The sequence below is a fragment of the Natronobeatus ordinarius genome (assembly GCF_024362485.1).
In the GTDB taxonomy this organism is placed as follows: Archaea; Halobacteriota; Halobacteria; order Halobacteriales; family Natrialbaceae; genus Natronobeatus; species Natronobeatus ordinarius.
Genome location: NZ_CP101456.1, coordinates 780,809 through 798,637, shown reverse-complemented (window position 1 = coordinate 798,637; position 17,829 = coordinate 780,809). Strand labels below are relative to the sequence as shown.

Sequence of the window (17,829 nt, the reverse complement as noted above, 5' to 3'; positions counted from 1 at the left end):
TCCTCGCCGCCAACGACCGCTCGAGTATGAGCCTCGCGTATCCACACTTCCTGCTCAACTTCAAGGTGTACGAGGGCACGGCCGGCGAGGACGGACTGGCGTTGGCCGAAACGATCGAAGCCGTCGGGGCGGAGACCGGAACGGCGTTCGCCGTTTCCCCCCAGACGCCCGACCTGCGCCTTCTGGCCGCCGAAACCGACCTCGGCGTCGTCGTCCAGTCAGCCGACGCGCTCGCGTCCGGTCGTGGCAACGGCAAGGTCTCCCTCGAGGCGGTCGCCGACGCCGGGGCCGACGGCGTGCTGATCAACCACCCCGAGTCTCCGGACTCGCTGACCGACGTCGCCCACCTCGTCGAGAGCTGTGCCGACTTCGGTCTCGAGTCGATCGTCTGCGTCCACAGCCACGAGATGGGGAATGCGGCGCTGGCGTTCGACCCCGACTGCCTGCTGTTCGAGAACCCCGCGGACGTCGCGACCGACCGCGCGATGTCCCGGACGGAGCCGGGCCGACTCGAGCGGTTCGTCGACCTCGTCGCCGCCGAGCATCCGCGAACCAGGGTGATGGCTGGCGGCGGGATCAGCGTCGCCGAAGACGTCGAGCGGGCGTTCGACCTGGGCGTCGACGCCGCGGGGGCCGCCTCGGCGTTCCTCGAGGCCGACGACCGGCGGGCGTGGCTACGCGACGTGGCGGCGGCGATTCCAGGTTCGGATCGACTCGAGTGACCGGTCGACCCCGCTCCGGCGACGAGTCGCTCGAGTCTCTGGAATCGGGGGCCGACGTGGTGACCGACGGGCAACAACTGTTAACCCGGCGTAGTTGCTCGACACTATCAGGAAACGTGAGATGAGTGTAGACGCGATCGAACCGTCGGGGACGGTATGAAACGCCGCGCGATCGTCGCGATCGCCATCGCGCTGGCCTTACTCGGCGTCTTCGTCACGCTCGTCGGCTGGAACGAGGTCTTAGGCGCGATCGAGCGGACGACGCCGTCGGTGTACGCCGGCGCATTCCTCGCGATGCTCGCCTGCTTTGGCTTCCGGAGCGCGGTGTGGGCTCGCGTCCTGTCAGTCGTCGACGAACCGCGGCCGTACTGGCTGGTCCTCGGCGTCTTCCTGACTGCGTCGTTCGTCAAGTACGTCACCCCCTACGGACAGGTCGCCTCGGGCGTCGGAACCGCCGCGATCGTCAGCCGGTACACCGACGCCGCCTACGAGGAGAGCCTCGCCGCGGTCGTGAGTGCCGACGTGCTCAACTACCTGCCGTACTACACGTTCGGCGCCGTCGGGCTGGTGGCCGTCGTCTTCCTCGAGTCACCCCGGTTCGATCCGGGGGCGTACGTCCTCCCCGCACTGGCGCTCGTCGTCGGGATCGTCGCCGCGCTCGCGTTGCTGTGGGTCGGCCGATCGGCCGTCCGCGCGGGCGTCCTCCGCGTCAGCTCGGGACTCCGTGCGCCGGTCGCCCGCGTTTCGGAACGGAAGGCGCGGCTGCTGCGCCGCGAACACGTCGAACGCCGATTCGAGGGGTTCTACGCGACGCTCGAGCTGGTCTCCCGGAACCGCCGGTCGATGTCGATCGCGCTGGTGTACGCCCACGTCGGCTGGCTCGGACTGGCGACGGCGCTGTACGTCACGGCGCTCTCACTCGACGCGCCGGTGTCGGTCGGCGCCGCCTTGCTCGTGGTCGCGCTCAGTAAGCTCGGCTTCCTCGTCCCGACGCCGGGTGGGATCGGCGGCGTCGAAGCGACCCTCGCTGCAGTGTTGTTCCTCGTGACGCCGATGGGCGTCGCCGTCGCGACCGCGACGGCGATCCTCTATCGCTTCGCGACGTACTGGTTCACCGTCTTCGTCGGCGGGAGTACGTCGATGGTGCTCACGATCACGGACCCGCTCCCGCCGGAGTGAGACGAACCGAGGCGACGACGTGACACTATCCGGGAGAGTCTGATCGACAAGACTTATGCGCGGCGGTGACTCACCCCTGATAACTCCACGTCGAGCCTGCACCCACGACTCGAGTGAAGCCAGTGATGACCGGATCGAAGACGACGTCGCGGTCGGTAGAGGCGGGACAGAAAGCGCTCACGCCGGACGGTGGCCGACGATGACGGGGCGGTCGATTCCGATGGTCGATCGGCTCACCGATGCGTTCTTCTCGCTCGATACCGACTGGCGCTTTACCTACCTCAACGAGCAAGCCGAAACGCTCCTCGAGCGCTCCCGTGCGGAGCTGCTCGGTCGCGTCATGTGGGACGAGTTCCCCGAAACCGTCGAGACGCAGTTTCTCGACGGCTTCTACCGCGCGATGGACGACCAGGTCCCCGTCTCGTTCGAGGTGTATCACACCCCGCTCGAGACGTGGTTCGAGGCGCGAGCGTACCCCTCCGAGACGGGGCTGTCGGTCTACATGCGCGACGTGACTGCCAGAAAAGAGCGCGAGACGCAACTCGCCCGCCACGGAGCGGTCGTCGAGGCCGTCGAAGACGGCGTCGTCACGCTCGACTCGAACACCCGTATCGTCTCGATCAACGACGTCGTCGAGTGCGTGCTCGACGTCGACCGCGAGGACGTCGTCGGCGACCACGTCGAGCGGCTGCTCGAGCTGGCGTCGGTCGATCCCGCGGAGACGGTCGAACTCGGCCGGGCGATCAGCGACATCCACGTCGGCAACGCGACGAAGCGGCAGGTCGAACTCGAGTTCGTCGATGCGTGCGAGAACGCACGGGTCGGCGAAGTTCGGCTGGTCCCCATCGACCACGGGACGGCGACCGTCGCCGGCGTCGTTCGCGACGTCACCGAGCAACACGAGTACGGACGCGTCGTCACCTCGCTGCACGAGATTACCCGGTGGCTGCTCCAGTCCGACGACCCCGAAGAGATCTGTGCGATCGCCGTCCACGCCGGGAGCGACCTGCTCGACCTGCCGATCAGCGGCATCTGGCTGCTCGACGACGAGCACGGCTACCTCGACCCCGTCGCCGCGACCGCGGGGGCGTACGACGAGTTCAACGGGCTCCCCCGGTTCGGCCAGGGCGAGGGGCTCGTCTGGGACGTGTTCGAGGCCGGTGAGGTCGAACGCTACGACGACCTCCGCGAGCTCGCCGACGATTGCTACAACCCCGGAACGCCGATCCGCTCTGAGATCATCGCCCCGATCGGCACCCACGGCGTCCTCGTAACCGGCTCACTCGAGCCCGACGCGTTCGACGAGACCGACATCGACCTCCTCTCGACGCTCGCCGAGAACACCCACGCCGCACTCGACCGGGCCGAGCGCGAACGCGTTCTCCGCGACCGGACCGAACAACTCGAGCGACAGACCGAACGGCTCGAGGCCATCGCGGACGTCCTCTCGACGGACTTAAAACGAGGACTCGAGGCCATCGAAGACGCACTCGAGCAAGAGGAGACGGACGTCGCCGAGTGGGAGTTTCCCCTCTCCGAAGACGGAGCGACCGCGAGGCTCGATCGCGCCGAGCGACTCGTCGACGACGTCCGCGAGTTCGCCCGGAACGCCACTGCCGTTGGCCCCCGGTCCCGGATCGACCTCGAGACGGCGATCGACGCCGCCGTCTGCGCCTCGAACCTCGAGAGCGCGGCGGTCGTCGTCGAGGAAGGTGCCACCCTTCGAGCCGATCCCGAACGGTTCGGCCACTTCCTCGAGACGATCTTCGACGACGCCGCCGCCCGCTCGGAGGGCGACGTCACCGTCCAGGTAGGGCTCGTCGGCCTCGATCGGCCGATCGACGGCCCGCGCGGATTCTACCTGCTCGACGACGCCCCGGAGATACCGCCAGCCATCCACGAACAGGTGTTCGAACCCGCGGCCGACGACGCGACCGACGGGCTCGGACTCGCCGTCGCCAGATCCATCGCCGAAGCCCACGGCTGGACGGTGTCGATCTCGCGGGGCGAACGTGGCGGAACCCGCTTCGAGGTCAGGGACGTGACCACGCTCGAGCGCCGGTGACAGGTGGCGAACGAGGCCACGTCGAGCGAGAAGATCACGACCTCACCTCCGGGAAAAAGGAGCCGCGCGTCAGTCGTGGGTCACACGCCGGTCGGAAGTCGCTGACGGCTCGCGCTTGACATCCTCCACACGACTGAAGTCGTGGGATTCCTCGCGTTTGGGGTCGGGCGTTCCGACCCCAACGGAGGCAACTTCCCGACCTCGGTGGTCGGTCCCGGTTTGTAGGTGGTGCGTCGGGGCGGTGGGCGGATGATGACGCCAGTCCGTTCGGACTACCCTGCTGACACCCTACAGGCCGTGCCATCGACCCGACTCGGACTCGCGTCCGAGCCTCACTTGGGTAGGGTTGCGTTTTGGTTACGGAGACCCCAATCCAACTCCAATGTTCCCGAGGAAGTTACGCTAACATTCGACCCCGTTCAAGCTACGTATTGCGGTTTTGACGGAGACTCGTCGGATTCATCCCACGACTACTGTCGTGGGCTTTCTCCTTGACTCTGTGTGATCTCCAGGCAGAGGTCCCGGTGCCCGTCCCGGTTCACCAGCTCGTCGATCGTCTCGTCGACCTGCGTGCGTACCACAGCCAGACGGTCCTCGAGTCGCGCGTACTCGTGGCTCGCCCGACGTTCGGGGGCGGTCTTCTGGCCGTCGAGCAGTGCCTTCTTCGAGGCGAGCGAGAAGTACTCCTGGAGCTGTTCGTCGTACGTCGATCGTAACAGCAGCCGATCGATGGCCGTGCGCAGTTCCGCCTTCGAGACGGGCTTGACGAGGTAGGCGTCGAATCCCAGCTCGACGATGTCGAAGTCGGGTTCGACCGCCGTCACCATCGCGACGTGACAGTCGAGTCCGTTCTCACGGATCGTATCGAGGACGGTTTCACCGGAGCGGTCGGGCATCCGACGGTCCAGCAGGACCACGTCGACCGATTCGTCGATCGACTCGAGCGCCTCGCGCCCGTCGAGCGCCGTCTCGACCGTACACGAATCCTCGAGCCAGGTGGTGTACAGGGCGGCCAGGTCGGGTTCGTCTTCGACGATCAGGACGTGTGGATTCCCCTCCATTCGTTCCTCGCAAGTAGTGTCGTAACGAACACCGCTTCCCGAACGTACATCAAGCTATCGGTGACTGGGACCGATAGCCGATCCGGTCGAGCGACTACTCGAGTTCGGCGTCGATGACCGACCGCATCGATCCGATCTCGTCGGCGTCGGCGGTGAGTTCCTGGTCACCGAGCTCGATCGAAAGCGTGCCGTCGTCGGTTCCGGAGCCGAGGGTGACGACGGGAGCAACGCCGTCGAACGCCTCGCGGACCGACTCGGGATCGGTCGTCTGGATCAGCGCGCGGCCGGGCTGTTCGTGGAACAGCGCCCCAGCGGCATGGGCGTCACCGGGCAGCGAGACGGCAAGTCCGGCACCGTCTTCGACCATCTCGGCGAGCGAGACGGCCAGGCCGCCGTGGCTGACGTCGTGAACCGCGAGCGTCCCCTCGGCGTCGGCGACCGACGCGAGCGTCTCGATCAGCTCGGCTGGATTCTCGGGCAGAGCCGGGAACTCGTCGCTGCCGCCGAGCCGGGCGAGGTACTCCGAGCCGCCCAGCCGGAACGCGCCGGCCTCGAGCGCGAGGTCGCCGACGAGCAGGAGTTCGCCCTCGGAAGCGGCCGACAGCGGCGGCGCGTCGTAACCCTCCTTCGTTCCCACCAGCGCGAGCGTCGGCGTCGGCGGGATTGGGCCAGAGGGAGAGTCGTTGTACAGCGAGACGTTGCCGCCGACGACGGGCGCCGAGAGCTCGGCACACATCTCAGCCAGCCCGTCGACGGTGGCCTTGAAGCCGCCGTAGACGTCGGGCTTCTCCGGGTTTCCGCCGTTCAGGCAGTCGACGGCCGCGAGCGGCGTCGCGCCCTTCGCCGCGAGGTTGGTCGCGTTCTCGAGGGCGACCGCCTTCGCCCCTTCGAAGGGGGCCACGCTCGTCCAGTTGGGTGCCGCGCCTGCAGAGATTGCGAGTCCGGTCTCGTTCTCCCGAATTGCGATAATCGCTGCGTCGTCGCCCGGCGGCACGCTCGTCCGCACGCCGACCTCGTGGTCGTACTGGCGGTAGACCCACTCCTTCGAGGCCGTGTTCGGGCTCGAGACGACTGTCTCGAACGCGTCCTCGAGGTCGGCCTCGGGGAGATCGGTTTCCGGCACCTCGGATTCTTCGACCTCGAGGTCGTTCATCGGCGCGCCCTCGCCGAGGAAGTAGGCGTCGACGTCGACGACGGTCTCGCCCTCGAAGGTGCAGACGTAGTGCTCCTCGGTGACCTCGCCGATGACCGAACAGCCGAGGTCGAACGTCTCGGCGATCTCTTGGACGCGGTCGACGTTCTCCGGCGTCACTTCGTAACACATCCGCTCCTGGGATTCGGCCAGCAGGATCTCCAGGGCCGACATGTTCGGCTCGCGCTGGTGGACGCGTTCGAGTTCGATGTGTGCGCCCAGACCGCCTTTGGCGACCATCTCGCTCGAGGCGCCGCCCAGCCCGGCGGCCCCGAGGTCGCGGGCGGACTCGACCAGCCCCTCCTCGATGAGGACCTCGTTGGCCTCGATCAGCAGCTTCTCGGCGTAAGGGTCGCCGACCTGCACCGCGGGGCGGTCCTCGGTCTCGGCGTCCTCGGCGAGGTCCTCGCTCGCGAAACTCGCCCCACCGAGGCCGTCGCGGCCGGTGGCGTTGCCCACGAGGACGAGTTTGTTGCCTGGCTCCTGGGCCTCCGCCGTCACCAGTCGCTCCGCGTCGAGCAGGCCGACGCAGGCGACGTTCACCAGCGGATTGCCCTCGTAATCGGGGTGGAAGTCGACGCTCCCCGCCACGGTCGGCACGCCGATGCAGTTACCGTAGTGGCTGATGCCCTCGACGACGCCCTCGAAGAGGTACTTCGAGTGCTCGCGCTCGAACGCGCCGAAGTACAGCGAGTCCGCGAGCGCGATGGGATAGGCCCCCATCGAGAGGGTGTCACGGACGATGCCGCCGACGCCCGTCGCCGCGCCGTCGAACGGATCGACGTAGGAGGGGTGGTTGTGGCTCTCGATCCCCATCGTGATGTACGTCTCCTCGTCGAGTGCGACGACGGCCGCGTCGTCGCCCGGTCCGACGACGACCTGCTCTCCCTCGCTCTCGAACGCCGACAGCAGCGGTCTCGAGGAGCGGTACGCACAGTGTTCGCTCCAGAGGTTCTCGAACAGCGCCGCCTCGGCGGGGGTCGGCTCCCGCCCCAGCTCGGAGACGACGAGTTCGTGGTCCGACTCGGGAAGACTCATTCATCTAGGTGGTGAAAGCCGGCCGGTAAATGGGTTTCTATGTGCACGTTCGTGTATTGGGTCGTCGGGTCCGTGGGGCTGGCGATCGAACCCGTCGGCGTCCGGAAGCGGCCGCTACGACCACTTCATACGGATCGTTGTAACGGTTTACCGGTGATCGCTACCCCGTTCGAGCGATCACCGGTACCGAATCACAACAGACCGTATCAGTCGTCCCTGCAGTTCGTCACTCGCAGCTTCGACTCGAGGGCGTCCGTCTGAAAGTCGGCGTCGGCAACGACGAGGTGGTCGCCGGTCGATCGCGCCGTGGCGGCGATCATCAGGTCTCGAACCGCCATTCGGGTACCCTCGTCGAGTAGTTCGTCCTGTAGCCGGGCGGCCTCGAGCGCGAGGCTCTCGTTGAACTCGAGGGCACGAACGCCGCCGAAGCGCTGCCGTTCCGCCTCGACGTCGGTGCGGCCGCTTCCGAGCGGCCCCTCGAGAACTTCGTAGACGCAGATCGCCGAAGTCAGATAGGGTGTCCCCTGCGATTCGACGAACTCGACGGTGTCCTCGACGCCCTCGAGCATGTCGATGATGACCGACGAGTCGAGAAACGTCATCGTCCAAAGTGCTCCCGAGAGCGGTCGACGGCCTCGCGAGCGCGATCGGCGGTGCCGGAATCCCACGCGCCGACGGTAATGGGCTCCTCTTCGTTGGCCAGCCGAACCAGCAGCTCGTCGAAACTCTCACCCTCACGCTTGAGCCGCTCGAGTTTCTCCTTCGTTTCCTCGGAAACGCTGATCGAGGTGCTCACATGTATACGTCGTGCAGACAATCGCTAAGTCTTTTCGCCGCTACCGTCGGACGCTCGCTCGAGTCGATCGGTTCGGCCTTCCACGCCGCCTGCCGGACGGTCCGAATCTCCCGGCTCAAACACAGAACATGAACGGCTTGATCAGTCCGACGCGGTCGCCGTCGGCGAGTTCGGTGGCGAACCCGTCGTGGTGTTCGTTGAACCGGCCGTTGATCGTGACGCGGGCAAACGGCCGGGTCTGTTCGCCCTCGGGGTTCTTCCGCCAGGTACCGGGGAGGTCGTCGGGAACCGGCGCCCAGCCGTGGGCGGTCGCCTCTGCCTCCGTCTCGGCGATCAGCAGGTCCTCGACGTCGTAGGCCTCGAAAAAGCCCTCGAGGAAGTCCCGGAGCGTCGATCCCTCGAAGGCGAACTCGAGTTCGTGGGTGCCGACGGCGTCGCGGACGTGGCCGGTGCAGCGAACGTCGACGGTCGTCTCGGGCTCGAGCCCGGTCGCGGGGTCGGCCGCGGTGGTGGTCTCCATACGCCACCGTACGCGCTCGCCGCGGGAAAGGCTCGTTCCGAACATGTTCGATCGGCGAGGCGGCGAGCGCGGTGGCCGGCGGCGAAACCAAACGGCTTTTCGAGGGGAGCACCGTTCCGAACGGTATGCCCACACCCACGGATCGCGTTCGCCGGGCCGAGCGCTCGAGCATCCGGATCATGTTCGACCTGGCAGAGCGCCACGACGGCGACCTCGTCAGACTCGAGGTCGGCGAACCCGACTTCGACACCCCCGCACACGTGATCGACGCCGCCGCACGCGCCGCCCGCGACGGGGAGACCCACTACACCTCGAACGCGGGGCTGCCGGCGTGTCGGCGCGCGATCAGTGACATGCTCGCGACGGAACACGGCGTCCACCACGACCCCGACGAGATCGTCGTCACGACCGGCGGGATGGAAGCGCTCCACCTGACGGCCCTCGCGACGGTCTCCCCCGGCGAAGAGCTGGTCGTCCCCGGCCCGACGTGGCCGAACTACGCGACGCAGGCGACCCTCGCCGACGGCACGTTCCGGGAGGTACCCATGCCCGCCGAGAACGGGTTCGACCTCGAGGCCGACCGCGTGATCGAGGCGATGGGCGAGGACACCGCCGCGGTGATCCTCACGACGCCGTCGAACCCGACCGGCCGGGTCTTCGACCCCGAGGAGTGTCGCGCGGTCGTCGAGGCCGCCGCCGACCACGACGCCTACGTCGTCGCCGACGAGGTCTACCTGGGGCTCACCTACGACGGCGAACCCGAGGGAATCGCTGCCTACACCGGCCACCCCGACCACGTGCTGACCGTCGGCTCCTGCTCGAAGACGTACGCGATGACCGGCTGGCGGATCGGCTGGCTCGCCGGCGACCCAATCCTGATCGACGAGGTGGCCAAGATCCGCGAGTCGACGACCGCCTGCACCTCGAGTCTCGCCCAGCACGCCGCGATCGCCGCGCTCACCGGCCCGCAGGAGCCGATCGAGGAGATGTACGAGGCGTTCCGCCGGCGCCGGGACCTCGTCGTCGACCGCGTCGCGGCGATCGACGGACTCTCCTGTCCCCGTCCGGAGGGCGCGTTCTACGCGTTCCTCGATCCGGGCATCGACGACGACAGCCTCTCGGTCGCGAAACACCTCTTAGAAGAACACGGCGTCGTGCTCGCCCCCGGCGACGGGTTCGGCGAGGCGGGCCGGGGTCGACTGCGGCTCTCGTTTGCCAACTCCGAGGAACGGCTTCACGAGGGGTTCGACCGACTCGAGGCTGGATTGGCGAGCTACTGACGACGCCGTCGGCTGCGGCGTCGGCGCTTATCGAACCATCGTAAGCACCATCGTAAAGCGCGATGGAGCTGCCACCGCGTGGGGCACGTTCGCCGGCATGGCCAGGGCCTCGCCAGCCTCGAGCACGTGCTCCTCGCCGTCGATCGTCACCGCGCCGGTGCCGTCGACGACCTGCAAAATCGCATCGTGGGGCGCGCTGTGCTCGCTGATCGTCTGTCCTTCGTCGAGGGCGAACACGGTCAGCGTCGCCGACGCCGCGTCGATCAGGGTCCGGCTGACGATGGCGCCGTCCTGGTACTCGATCAGGTCCGAGAATTGGAACGGTGCTCCCTCGAGGGCTTCTAGCGGCGTACCGTCGGGTTCCATGCACGTACTCGGTCCGGAACGGGCTTAGTCGCTGTCCCGCACAGTTTCGGGTCCGCGGCTCGAGCGTCTGTGAACCGCTTGTGTCGTTCACACCTGAACACGGCCGTCAGATGCTTACTAATTTCACGGGAACGTAGCGTTGGTATTCGTTACTCCCCTCGCTGCTGAACCGCGTCACGAGAGACCTCATCGGGAGTAAGGTCGTACTCGGCACAGGCTCGCTCCAGTTGCATATTCCGCTCAACCACCTCTGGACATGGAGGGCGATTCTGACGCTGTGCATACACAAATACTGCGAGAAGGAGGCCCCCGGCCACGAGTCCGATTATCGGCGCATTCAGTATGAAGACACTGTACCCCACAGCTAGTGCCACTCCAATAACGCCAACACTACCCCGTTTCCACGACTGTCGTCGAAGTTCTGTTTCATGCGCCTCAACAACGACATCACCGTCACCAGCTTCAACCCCGCGATACGCTATGTCTGGTGGCTCACCGTACCGAAGAACGTCAATACGTCGCGGACCCTCCTCGTTCCTCATGCGTGTTCAGTTATTTGAATATCGGGTATACTTTCTGGTGTTGTGACGATAGCCGTGGACACTGTTCGAGCTGACAGCCGCAGTCGCCGCTGTGCCAGGGTCGTCCGAGTGAAACCAGCGCCCCATATAAGACTCGCGCCCTGAATCTTGCACACCAGTTCAAATACTAATCGTATCTGGCAGCACCTTCATCGGTCAGTACGCACATCTACGTATCAGGTGGTTCATCGAAAGAGAGTTGAAAACAACGCCATGGATATAATTCTATAATACCCTCTGTCTCTAACCAATATCGAGTGTTTCAACACACAATAAGAAATCTGTATCAGTATTATCTTCTGGAAATATTTACTATATTGGTCTATTATATAATGCACATCTACAAATTTCAGAAGGTTTATATCATTTGGAAACAACCAATGGTTGTATGGGTAGGAGGCGTCTTCATCGAAGATATACGGAAGGAGCTCGATATGACACTATGAATCGACGAACGCTTCTCACGACCACCGCTTGCGGAGTGGTTCTCGCAGGCTGTCTCGGAAACAACGACTTTGAAGACGGCCCCACTTCCGTCGTTGCCCATCCGTACGACACCGCTCCACCTGAGGCATCGACGACAAGCGTTGACGACCCAAAAATTGAGGGAGTCATCAAAGAGGTCGTGGTCGAAGCGATTGAGACGAACGCAACGGCGACGCAGCGACTCGACGAAGAGGAACGAGAAGCGGTAACTGATCAATTCGATGAACTACCGTGGTATGAGGGTGACGACGAGTTTTCGTCCGGTGCGTACGTAACTCGGGACGACGACGCGGCCGCAGTGTTCCTCGAAGTGCTGGAATGACGGTAATACCGTCGGACAAAACGGTTGATAGATCGACCTTCCGAACTCCCTGACGTACTTCACGCTCCAGGGATTTCAGCGGGATTCTCATGGAGTCACCCTCACCACCACACGAAACCGAACTGCCCAGCGTGGACGGCTGACTCTCTTCACCCGCTCAGCACATCAGCTCGCCGCCGTTGACGTTCAGCGTCTCGCCGGTGACGAACGTCGCGTCGCGGAGGTAGGCGACCGCGTCGGCGATGTCTTCGGGCTGACCGTAGCGATCCACTGGAATCGCCGCCAGCTCCTCGCGTTTCTCCTCGGGCGTCCGGTCGCCCGTCATGTCCGTTTCGACGTGGCCCGGCGCGACCGCGTTCACCCGAATCTCGGGTGCGAAGTCAGCGGCGTGACTCCGCGTCAGCGAGATGAGCGCTCCCTTCGAGGCCGCGTAGTGACACTCGATCGGTGCGCCGGTGTGGGCGAGGATCGAGGAGACGTTCGCCACCGAGGGATCGTCCGTCGAGGTCTCGAGGTACGGCAGCGCCGCCTTCGTCACGGCGAACGCGGAGTTGACGTTCACGTCCATGATTCGATCGAAGTCGGCGGGCTCGAGGTCGGCGGTGTAGACGTGCTGGTCGATCCCGGCGTTGTTGACGACGTGGTCGACGCCGCCGAAGGCGTCGACGGTTTCCTCGACGAGGCGGGTGGCGTCGTCCGGGTTGGCGACGTCCGCGCCGACGACGATCGCGTCCTGTCCCCGATCGCGGACCTCGTCGGCGACCGCCGCGGCCGCGTCCGCACTCGAGTGGTAGTTCACGGCGACGTCGTAGCCGTCCGCGGCGAACCGGAGTGCGATCGCGCGGCCAATCCCTCTCGAGGAACCAGTGACGACTGCTGCAGGCATATCCCAGACGAGACGGCGGGGGGTCTTTGTCGTTCCGAAGGCGGTCACGGTCGACGAGGCGGCGCCAGCCACACGAATCCCGGTAGTCGCCCCCCTGCAGTGATCGACTCACTCCCCTCCCAAACGCCGTCTCCACAAGTGCAGACGGCCCGATACCTGCCATGAGCCGATCGGACGCGCCGAAAAGGCCAACTCCCCGGCCGCCGACGACCCGATATGGCAGAGAAACGACTCGAGGGCCAGGCAGCGATCGTCACCGGCGCGAGCGCGGGCATCGGCGCGGCGACCTGTCGGGCGCTCGCCGCCGAGGGAGCGACCGTGACGCTCGCGGCCCGTCGCGAGGAGCGACTCGAGAAGCTGGCGGCCGAACTCGAGGCCGACCACGACGTCGAGACGCTCGTCGTGCCGACGGACGTTCGCGAGGAGACGCAGGTCGAGGCGCTCGTCTCCGAGACGGTCGAGACCGTCGGGAGGCTCGACGTGCTGGTGAACAACGCCGGGCTCGGTCGAGGAAGCGACGTGGAGACGATGGCGACCGACGACTATCGGCTGATGCAGGAGACGAACCTCGACGGCGTCTTCTACGCGACGCGAGCGGCGATCCCACACGTCCGCGAGCAGGGCGGGCACCTGCTCTTCGTCGGGAGCTTCGCCGGCCAGTACCCGCGGCCGTTCAACCCCGTCTACGCGGCGACGAAGTGGTGGGTCCGCGGCTTCGCCAAGAGCGTCGCCGCGCAGGTGGGCGACGACGGCGTCGGCGTCACGATCGTCAACCCCTCCGAGGTGCGCTCTGAGTTCGAGACGACCGACGGCGACACGTTCGCCGAGCGGTTCGAGGAAGGCGAGGTCACCGAACCCGAGGAGGTCGCCGAGGCGATCGCGTTCGCCGCGACGCGCGAGCACTCCTCGGTAACCGAACTCGACCTCTACCGACGGGACAAGTTCACCGGCTTTTGACCCACGTCCGAGGATTTACTATCCGTCGTCGAGTGTTTCGAGACGAAATATGGCGTCTACTGACAACACACAGCATTCCCCGGAGGCGTACGCCAGCCTCCTCGAGCGAGCGAGGAAACTCGGAAACGTCCGGATGGCTTCGATGGTCCTCGCGTGGGACCAGCGGGTGATGATGCCCGAGGGCGGAACGCCGGCTCGAGCCCAGCAGCTGTCGACGCTCTCGTCGCTGGGCCACGATCTGCTCGTCGACGACGAGGTGGGCGAGTGGCTCCAGTCCCTGGAAGACGAGTCGCTGACCGAGGAGCAGGCCGCCGTCGTCCGCGAACTCCGCCGGGAGTACGAACGGGCCGCCGAGGTGCCCGCCGAGTTGATCGAGCAGCTCTCGGCTCACCAGGTCGAGAGCCAGCAGGTCTGGCAGGAGGCGAAGGCGGCGGACGACTTCGACCACTTCGCGCCGGCGCTCGAGCAATTGATCGATCTCAACCGCGAACGGGCGGCCGCGATCGACCCCGGCGGCGACCATTACCGGGTGCTCTACGAGGACAGTCAGCCGTACCTCCCGCTCGAGCGCGTCGAGGAGATCTTCGCCGAACTTCGCGAGCATCTCGTGGCGCTGATCGAGGAGATCCGCGAGGACGGCCGCGAGCTCCCCTCGCCATTTTCGGGCCACAGCTACGACGAGGAGTCCCAGCGCGCGCTCTCTGAGGACGCCCTCGACCTGCTCGGTTATCCGCGCGAACACGGCCGGCTCGACACCGCGCCGCACCCGTTCATGTCGGGCAACCAGTTCGACGCCCGGATCACCACGCGGTTCAAAGAAGACGATCCTATCGACGCCCTGACGGCGACGATCCACGAGTTCGGCCACGCGACCTACCAGCTCGGCCTCCCGAAAGACGAGTACGGCACGCCGCTGGGCTCGCCGCGTTCGTCGGGCGTCCACGAATCCCAGTCGCGGTTCTGGGAGAACCACGTCGGTCGGTCGCGGGCGTTCTGGGAGCTATTCTTGCCGACGATGAAAGCGCACTTTCCCCACCTCGAGGACGTCACGGTCGAGGAGGCCTACGCCGCGGTCAACCGGATCTATCCGGAGAACCTGATCCGCGTGGAGGCCGACGAGCTGACTTACCACCTCCACATCATCCTCCGGTGTGAGATCGACCGGGCGTTCGTCGAGGGCGAGCTCGAGGTCTCGGAGATCCCGCGCGTCTGGAACGAGAAGATGGAAGCGTACCTGGGAGTGACTCCCGAGACCGACGCCGAGGGCTGTCTGCAAGACACCCACTGGTCGTACAGCTTCGCGAAGTTCCAGGGCTACACCGTCGGGAGCGTTCTCGCCGCCCAGCTCGACGCCGCGATGCGCGAGGACCTCGACGTCGACGGCCTCGTTCGCGACGGGGAGTTCGAGCCGCTGTGGGAGTGGATGACCGACCACGTCCACCGCCACGGCCAGCGCTACCCCACCGAGGAGCTGATCGAGGTCGCGACGGGCGAACCCCTCACGGCCGACTACTTCCTCGAGTACGTCGACGAGAAGTTCGGCGAGCTCTACGAGCTCTGATAACTCGGTCGCAGTCCGGGTGAAACGGCCGTCGGCCGTCGCCTCGAGGAGAACGAGGTCGGCGACGGACCGACCGACGCTTGGCGGAGTACTAGCTCGCGTTCTCGGGATCGTTCAGCGCGAACGCCAGCCCGACGCCGACGAGCGTCAACAGGAGGATGAAGCCGACGATCGCCCCGACGAGTAACTCGCCGCCCGCCGGGGAGAGCGTGCTGTCTGCTCCCCCGTAGTTGAGCCCGATGCCGATCATGACTCCGAGCATCAGGAAGACGGCGGAGACGGCGACGACGATTTCGATGATTCGCTCCCGCTCGAGCATTGTATCCCGGATTTCTCCGGCCCGGACAAAAGCGCTTCGAAGGGCGGCGCCGTTCGGCCGCCGACTCGACAGGTCGTCAGCGGTGACGGTCTGCGCTATCGACGGGCGCGACGTTTAGGCCGCTCGAGCCCCTACCACGTTCGAACAGCCGATCGAACGCTCACCACCGAGGACGCACCCCATGAACACACACGCGTCACCGAAAGCACCGCTTTCGCCCGCCGACGGCCACCTCGACGAGCGGTCGCGCCGGGCTCGAGTCGAACCGATGTCCGTGCTGGCGCTCGGCGACGGCCTCTACGAGGTCGAGTCGGGCAGCGGAGCCACCTACCTGATCGACGTGGAGGCGGGACGGTGTACCTGTCCCGACCACGTCTTCCGGAACGTCCGCTGTAAACACCTCCGCCGGGTAGCTATCGAGATCACGGAGGGGCGAACCCCGCCGCCCGGACAGCTCGCACTCGAGTGCCACGACTGTGAGACGGCCGTTTTCGTCGACGAGAGAACCCCGGAGCCGGTCTACTGCGACGACCACGCGATCTCCCCGGGCGATACGGTCAGAGACCGCGAGACCGGTTCCCGCCTGACCGTCGTCGACGCGTCCGATCTTCGGGCCGACCACGTCCAGATCCGGGAGGCCGACTGCACCGTCGCCGAGTACGGCACGAACGAAACTTACGATCCCGACGTGCCCGTCGTCGGTGCGATCTACCCTCACGCCAGCGTACGGCGCCACGGCCCCGTCCCAGAGTCGCTCAAAGTGTACGTCTTCCCGCGAACCCGCCTCGAGCGAGTGCCGACGGACTCCTAACCAATCGATCCCGTTGCTGACTCGCGAGTATCACGGCGGACGACGCCATGCCGGCAGATGTAGGTGAGACGATTACGCCGCTCGACGACGACGGTCACTGTATGTGCGCTCACTTCAGCGACCACGACGAAGGAAAGCGAGTCGTCAACGCCGATGGCGAAGCGATCGGAATCGTCGAGCACGTCCACGGATCGACCGTCCACGTCAACCCCGATCCGGGCGTGACCGATACGATCAGGTCGAAACTCGGCTGGGGCGATGCCGACGAGGAGACCTACGAACTCGACGAGTCGAACGTCGAATCGATCACGGACGACGAGATCCGACTGGGTCGGCTCTGAGGCCGACCGAGGCGGTCGGGCCGCTACGCGGGGACGATTCTAGGCGAACAGCTGCCGTGCATCGTCGAGCGCCTCGACGAGCGCGTCGACCTCCTCGTGAGTGTTGTAGACGTAGAACGAGGCCCGCGCCGACGCGGCCACGCCGAGTTTGTCGTGCAGCGGCTGAGTGCAGTGGTCGCCGGCGCGGATGGCGACGGCGTGATCGTTCATGATCGAGGCGAGGTCGTGGGCGTGGACGCCCTCGAGGTTGAAGCTCACGAGGCCGCCGCGCTCTGCGCCGGGTTCGGGGCCGTAGATCTCGACGTCGCCCTCCTCGGCAAGGCGGTCGTAAGCGTAGGCGGCGAGCTCCTCTTCGTGGGCGCGGACTCGCTCCATCCCGAGCTCCTCGAGGTAGTCGACCGCGGCGTGGAGGCCGACGGCTTCGGCGATTGGCGGCGTGCCGGGCTCGAACTTCCAGGGAAGGTCGCCCCAGGTCGAGTCCTCGAAAGTGACCTTGCGGATCATGCCGCCGCCGTAGAGGTAGGGCTCCATCTCCTCGAGCAGCTTCTTCTTTCCGTAGAGGACGCCGATGCCGGTGGGGCCGGCCATCTTGTGCCCGGAGAAGGCGTAGAAGTCGGCGTCGATGGCCTCGACGTCGACGGGGCGGGTCGGAACGGCCTGGGCGCCGTCGACGAAGATGTACGCGCCGTGGTCGTGGGCGAGGTCGGCGAGCTCGGCGACGGGGTTGACGGTGCCCAAGGTGTTCGAGACGTGGACGACGCTCACGAGCGCGGTGTCGTCGGTGATGCACTCGCGGGCGTGCTCCATGTCCAATCGACCGGTCTCGTCGACCTCGATGTACTTCACGCTCGCACCCGTTCGCTTGGCGATCTGCTGCCAGGTGACGAGCGAGGCGTGGTGTTCCATCTCCGTGAGGACGACCTCGTCGTCGGGGCCGAGCTCGTTCAGCCCCCACGAGTAGGCGAGCAGGTTCTCACTCTCCGTGGTGTTCTTCGTGAAAACGATCTCCTCGCGCTCGCCGCTCGCGCCGATGAAGTCGGCCACCCGGTCGTGGGCGTCCTCGTACGCGATGGAGGCTTCCTGACTGAGCTGGTGGATGCCCCGGTGGACGTTCGAGTTGGAGGTGCGGTAGTAGTCACTCATCGCCTCGACGACTGGCTCCGGCGTGTGGGTCGTCGCCGCGTTGTCGAGATAGACGAGGGGAGTCCCGTCAAATTCCCGCTCGAGGATCGGGTACTCGGCCCGGATCGCCTCGACGTCGAGCGACCCGACGTTCTGCTGGCTCATTACCGGATACGAGGGACCGCAGGCAAAACACTCCTTCGGTCGCGACGCGCGTCTCCGGT

19 protein-coding genes are annotated in these 17,829 nt (G+C 65.9%); 9 read left to right on the top strand and 10 right to left on the bottom strand.

Annotated features, from left to right (window positions below; translation table 11 throughout):
• Nucleotides 1-26 precede the first annotated feature (26 nt).
• From NMQ09_RS04170 to NMQ09_RS04160, 3 genes are all read left to right on the top strand, one after another.
• On the top strand, nt 27-722 hold the full coding sequence (locus tag NMQ09_RS04170; RefSeq protein WP_255193184.1) for a triose-phosphate isomerase: 696 nt from the start codon (nt 27-29) through the stop codon (nt 720-722).
• A gap of 156 nt (nt 723-878) precedes the next feature.
• Nucleotides 879-1,901, top strand: coding sequence for a lysylphosphatidylglycerol synthase transmembrane domain-containing protein (locus NMQ09_RS04165; protein WP_255193183.1), 1,023 nt, complete (start codon nt 879-881; stop codon nt 1,899-1,901).
• Between the two features lie 199 nt (nt 1,902-2,100).
• A complete protein-coding gene (locus NMQ09_RS04160) occupies nt 2,101-3,966 on the top strand; it encodes a PAS domain-containing sensor histidine kinase (RefSeq protein WP_255193182.1) in 1,866 nt (621 codons plus the stop codon).
• Between the two features lie 470 nt (nt 3,967-4,436).
• On the opposite strand, the gene NMQ09_RS04155 is transcribed toward NMQ09_RS04160, so the two are convergent.
• The 5 genes from NMQ09_RS04155 to NMQ09_RS04135 all read right to left on the bottom strand — a co-directional run bounded on the left by NMQ09_RS04155 (nt 4,437) and on the right by NMQ09_RS04135 (nt 8,573).
• Complete coding sequence (locus tag NMQ09_RS04155) at nt 4,437-5,027, bottom strand: HalX domain-containing protein (protein WP_255193181.1); 591 nt, start codon at nt 5,025-5,027, stop codon at nt 4,437-4,439.
• A gap of 94 nt (nt 5,028-5,121) precedes the next feature.
• Nucleotides 5,122-7,257 (bottom strand): phosphoribosylformylglycinamidine synthase subunit PurL, encoded by a 2,136-nt coding sequence (gene purL / locus NMQ09_RS04150; RefSeq protein ID WP_255193180.1) that lies wholly within the window; start codon nt 7,255-7,257, stop codon nt 5,122-5,124.
• Between the two features lie 206 nt (nt 7,258-7,463).
• On the bottom strand, nt 7,464-7,859 hold the full coding sequence (locus NMQ09_RS04145) for a PIN domain-containing protein (RefSeq protein WP_255193179.1): 396 nt from the start codon (nt 7,857-7,859) through the stop codon (nt 7,464-7,466).
• Entirely contained in the window at nt 7,856-8,053 is a 198-nt protein-coding gene (locus tag NMQ09_RS04140; RefSeq protein WP_255193178.1) for an antitoxin VapB family protein, read from the bottom strand. Before NMQ09_RS04140 ends, NMQ09_RS04145 begins: the two co-directional genes overlap by 4 nt.
• Before the next feature lie 115 nt (nt 8,054-8,168).
• A complete protein-coding gene (locus tag NMQ09_RS04135; RefSeq protein WP_255193177.1) occupies nt 8,169-8,573 on the bottom strand; it encodes a ubiquitin family protein in 405 nt (134 codons plus the stop codon).
• A gap of 125 nt (nt 8,574-8,698) precedes the next feature.
• Here NMQ09_RS04135 and NMQ09_RS04130 point away from each other — a divergent pair, with 125 nt between their 5' ends.
• Nucleotides 8,699-9,853 (top strand): pyridoxal phosphate-dependent aminotransferase, encoded by a 1,155-nt coding sequence (locus NMQ09_RS04130; protein WP_255193176.1) that lies wholly within the window; start codon nt 8,699-8,701, stop codon nt 9,851-9,853.
• A gap of 27 nt (nt 9,854-9,880) precedes the next feature.
• On the opposite strand, the gene NMQ09_RS04125 is transcribed toward NMQ09_RS04130, so the two are convergent.
• Nucleotides 9,881-10,219: a cupin domain-containing protein gene (locus tag NMQ09_RS04125; RefSeq protein WP_255193175.1), complete on the bottom strand. Its 339-nt coding sequence runs from the start codon at nt 10,217-10,219 to the stop codon at nt 9,881-9,883.
• A gap of 149 nt (nt 10,220-10,368) precedes the next feature.
• Nucleotides 10,369-10,761, bottom strand: coding sequence for a hypothetical protein (locus tag NMQ09_RS04120; RefSeq protein WP_255193174.1), 393 nt, complete (start codon nt 10,759-10,761; stop codon nt 10,369-10,371).
• Nucleotides 10,762-11,242: 481 nt separating this feature from the next.
• On the opposite strand from NMQ09_RS04120, the gene NMQ09_RS04115 reads away from it, so the two are divergent.
• Nucleotides 11,243-11,608, top strand: coding sequence for a FlaG family protein (locus tag NMQ09_RS04115; protein WP_255193173.1), 366 nt, complete (start codon nt 11,243-11,245; stop codon nt 11,606-11,608).
• 157 nt (nt 11,609-11,765) lie between these two features.
• Here the strand turns inward: NMQ09_RS04115 and NMQ09_RS04110 are convergent, their stop codons facing one another.
• Nucleotides 11,766-12,494 carry a 3-oxoacyl-ACP reductase family protein gene (locus NMQ09_RS04110; RefSeq protein ID WP_255193172.1) on the bottom strand — a complete coding sequence of 243 codons (729 nt, stop codon included), beginning with the start codon at nt 12,492-12,494 and terminating at the stop codon, nt 11,766-11,768.
• A gap of 216 nt (nt 12,495-12,710) precedes the next feature.
• On the opposite strand from NMQ09_RS04110, the gene NMQ09_RS04105 reads away from it, so the two are divergent.
• Nucleotides 12,711-13,451 carry an SDR family oxidoreductase gene (locus tag NMQ09_RS04105; RefSeq protein ID WP_255193171.1) on the top strand — a complete coding sequence of 247 codons (741 nt, stop codon included), beginning with the start codon at nt 12,711-12,713 and terminating at the stop codon, nt 13,449-13,451.
• A 49-nt stretch (nt 13,452-13,500) separates the two neighbouring features.
• Entirely contained in the window at nt 13,501-15,012 is a 1,512-nt protein-coding gene (locus NMQ09_RS04100) for a carboxypeptidase M32 (RefSeq protein WP_255193170.1), read from the top strand.
• A 91-nt stretch (nt 15,013-15,103) separates the two neighbouring features.
• Here the strand turns inward: NMQ09_RS04100 and NMQ09_RS04095 are convergent, their stop codons facing one another.
• Entirely contained in the window at nt 15,104-15,331 is a 228-nt protein-coding gene (locus NMQ09_RS04095) for a DUF7472 family protein (protein WP_255193169.1), read from the bottom strand.
• A gap of 181 nt (nt 15,332-15,512) precedes the next feature.
• On the opposite strand from NMQ09_RS04095, the gene NMQ09_RS04090 reads away from it, so the two are divergent.
• Nucleotides 15,513-16,142 (top strand): SWIM zinc finger family protein, encoded by a 630-nt coding sequence (locus NMQ09_RS04090; protein WP_255193168.1) that lies wholly within the window; start codon nt 15,513-15,515, stop codon nt 16,140-16,142.
• A gap of 101 nt (nt 16,143-16,243) precedes the next feature.
• Nucleotides 16,244-16,483: a PRC-barrel domain containing protein gene (locus NMQ09_RS04085; RefSeq protein ID WP_255194552.1), complete on the top strand. Its 240-nt coding sequence runs from the start codon at nt 16,244-16,246 to the stop codon at nt 16,481-16,483.
• A gap of 39 nt (nt 16,484-16,522) precedes the next feature.
• On the opposite strand, the gene NMQ09_RS04080 is transcribed toward NMQ09_RS04085, so the two are convergent.
• Nucleotides 16,523-17,770, bottom strand: a complete 1,248-nt coding sequence (locus NMQ09_RS04080) for an aminotransferase class V-fold PLP-dependent enzyme (RefSeq protein ID WP_255193167.1) — start codon at nt 17,768-17,770, stop codon at nt 16,523-16,525.
• Nucleotides 17,771-17,829 lie beyond the last annotated feature (59 nt).

Excerpts from the sequence above, each read along its gene's own strand:
- NMQ09_RS04125 (WP_255193175.1), bottom strand. The coding sequence starts at position 10,219 with ATGGAACCCGACGGTACGCCGCTAGAAGCCCTCGAGGGAGCACCGTTC.
- NMQ09_RS04085 (WP_255194552.1), top strand. The coding sequence starts at position 16,244 with ATGTGCGCTCACTTCAGCGACCACGACGAAGGAAAGCGAGTCGTCAAC.
- NMQ09_RS04095 (WP_255193169.1), bottom strand. The coding sequence starts at position 15,331 with ATGCTCGAGCGGGAGCGAATCATCGAAATCGTCGTCGCCGTCTCCGCC.
- NMQ09_RS04115 (WP_255193173.1), top strand. The coding sequence starts at position 11,243 with ATGAATCGACGAACGCTTCTCACGACCACCGCTTGCGGAGTGGTTCTC.
- NMQ09_RS04130 (WP_255193176.1), top strand. The coding sequence starts at position 8,699 with ATGCCCACACCCACGGATCGCGTTCGCCGGGCCGAGCGCTCGAGCATC.
- NMQ09_RS04100 (WP_255193170.1), top strand. The coding sequence starts at position 13,501 with ATGGCGTCTACTGACAACACACAGCATTCCCCGGAGGCGTACGCCAGC.
- NMQ09_RS04170 (WP_255193184.1), top strand. The coding sequence starts at position 27 with ATGAGCCTCGCGTATCCACACTTCCTGCTCAACTTCAAGGTGTACGAG.
- NMQ09_RS04110 (WP_255193172.1), bottom strand. The coding sequence starts at position 12,494 with ATGCCTGCAGCAGTCGTCACTGGTTCCTCGAGAGGGATTGGCCGCGCG.
- NMQ09_RS04105 (WP_255193171.1), top strand. The coding sequence starts at position 12,711 with ATGGCAGAGAAACGACTCGAGGGCCAGGCAGCGATCGTCACCGGCGCG.
- NMQ09_RS04090 (WP_255193168.1), top strand. The coding sequence starts at position 15,513 with ATGAACACACACGCGTCACCGAAAGCACCGCTTTCGCCCGCCGACGGC.
- NMQ09_RS04145 (WP_255193179.1), bottom strand. The coding sequence starts at position 7,859 with ATGACGTTTCTCGACTCGTCGGTCATCATCGACATGCTCGAGGGCGTC.
- NMQ09_RS04155 (WP_255193181.1), bottom strand. The coding sequence starts at position 5,027 with ATGGAGGGGAATCCACACGTCCTGATCGTCGAAGACGAACCCGACCTG.
- NMQ09_RS04165 (WP_255193183.1), top strand. The coding sequence starts at position 879 with ATGAAACGCCGCGCGATCGTCGCGATCGCCATCGCGCTGGCCTTACTC.
- NMQ09_RS04135 (WP_255193177.1), bottom strand. The coding sequence starts at position 8,573 with ATGGAGACCACCACCGCGGCCGACCCCGCGACCGGGCTCGAGCCCGAG.
- purL (WP_255193180.1), bottom strand. The coding sequence starts at position 7,257 with ATGAGTCTTCCCGAGTCGGACCACGAACTCGTCGTCTCCGAGCTGGGG.
- NMQ09_RS04160 (WP_255193182.1), top strand. The coding sequence starts at position 2,101 with ATGACGGGGCGGTCGATTCCGATGGTCGATCGGCTCACCGATGCGTTC.
- NMQ09_RS04120 (WP_255193174.1), bottom strand. The coding sequence starts at position 10,761 with ATGAGGAACGAGGAGGGTCCGCGACGTATTGACGTTCTTCGGTACGGT.
- NMQ09_RS04080 (WP_255193167.1), bottom strand. The coding sequence starts at position 17,770 with ATGAGCCAGCAGAACGTCGGGTCGCTCGACGTCGAGGCGATCCGGGCC.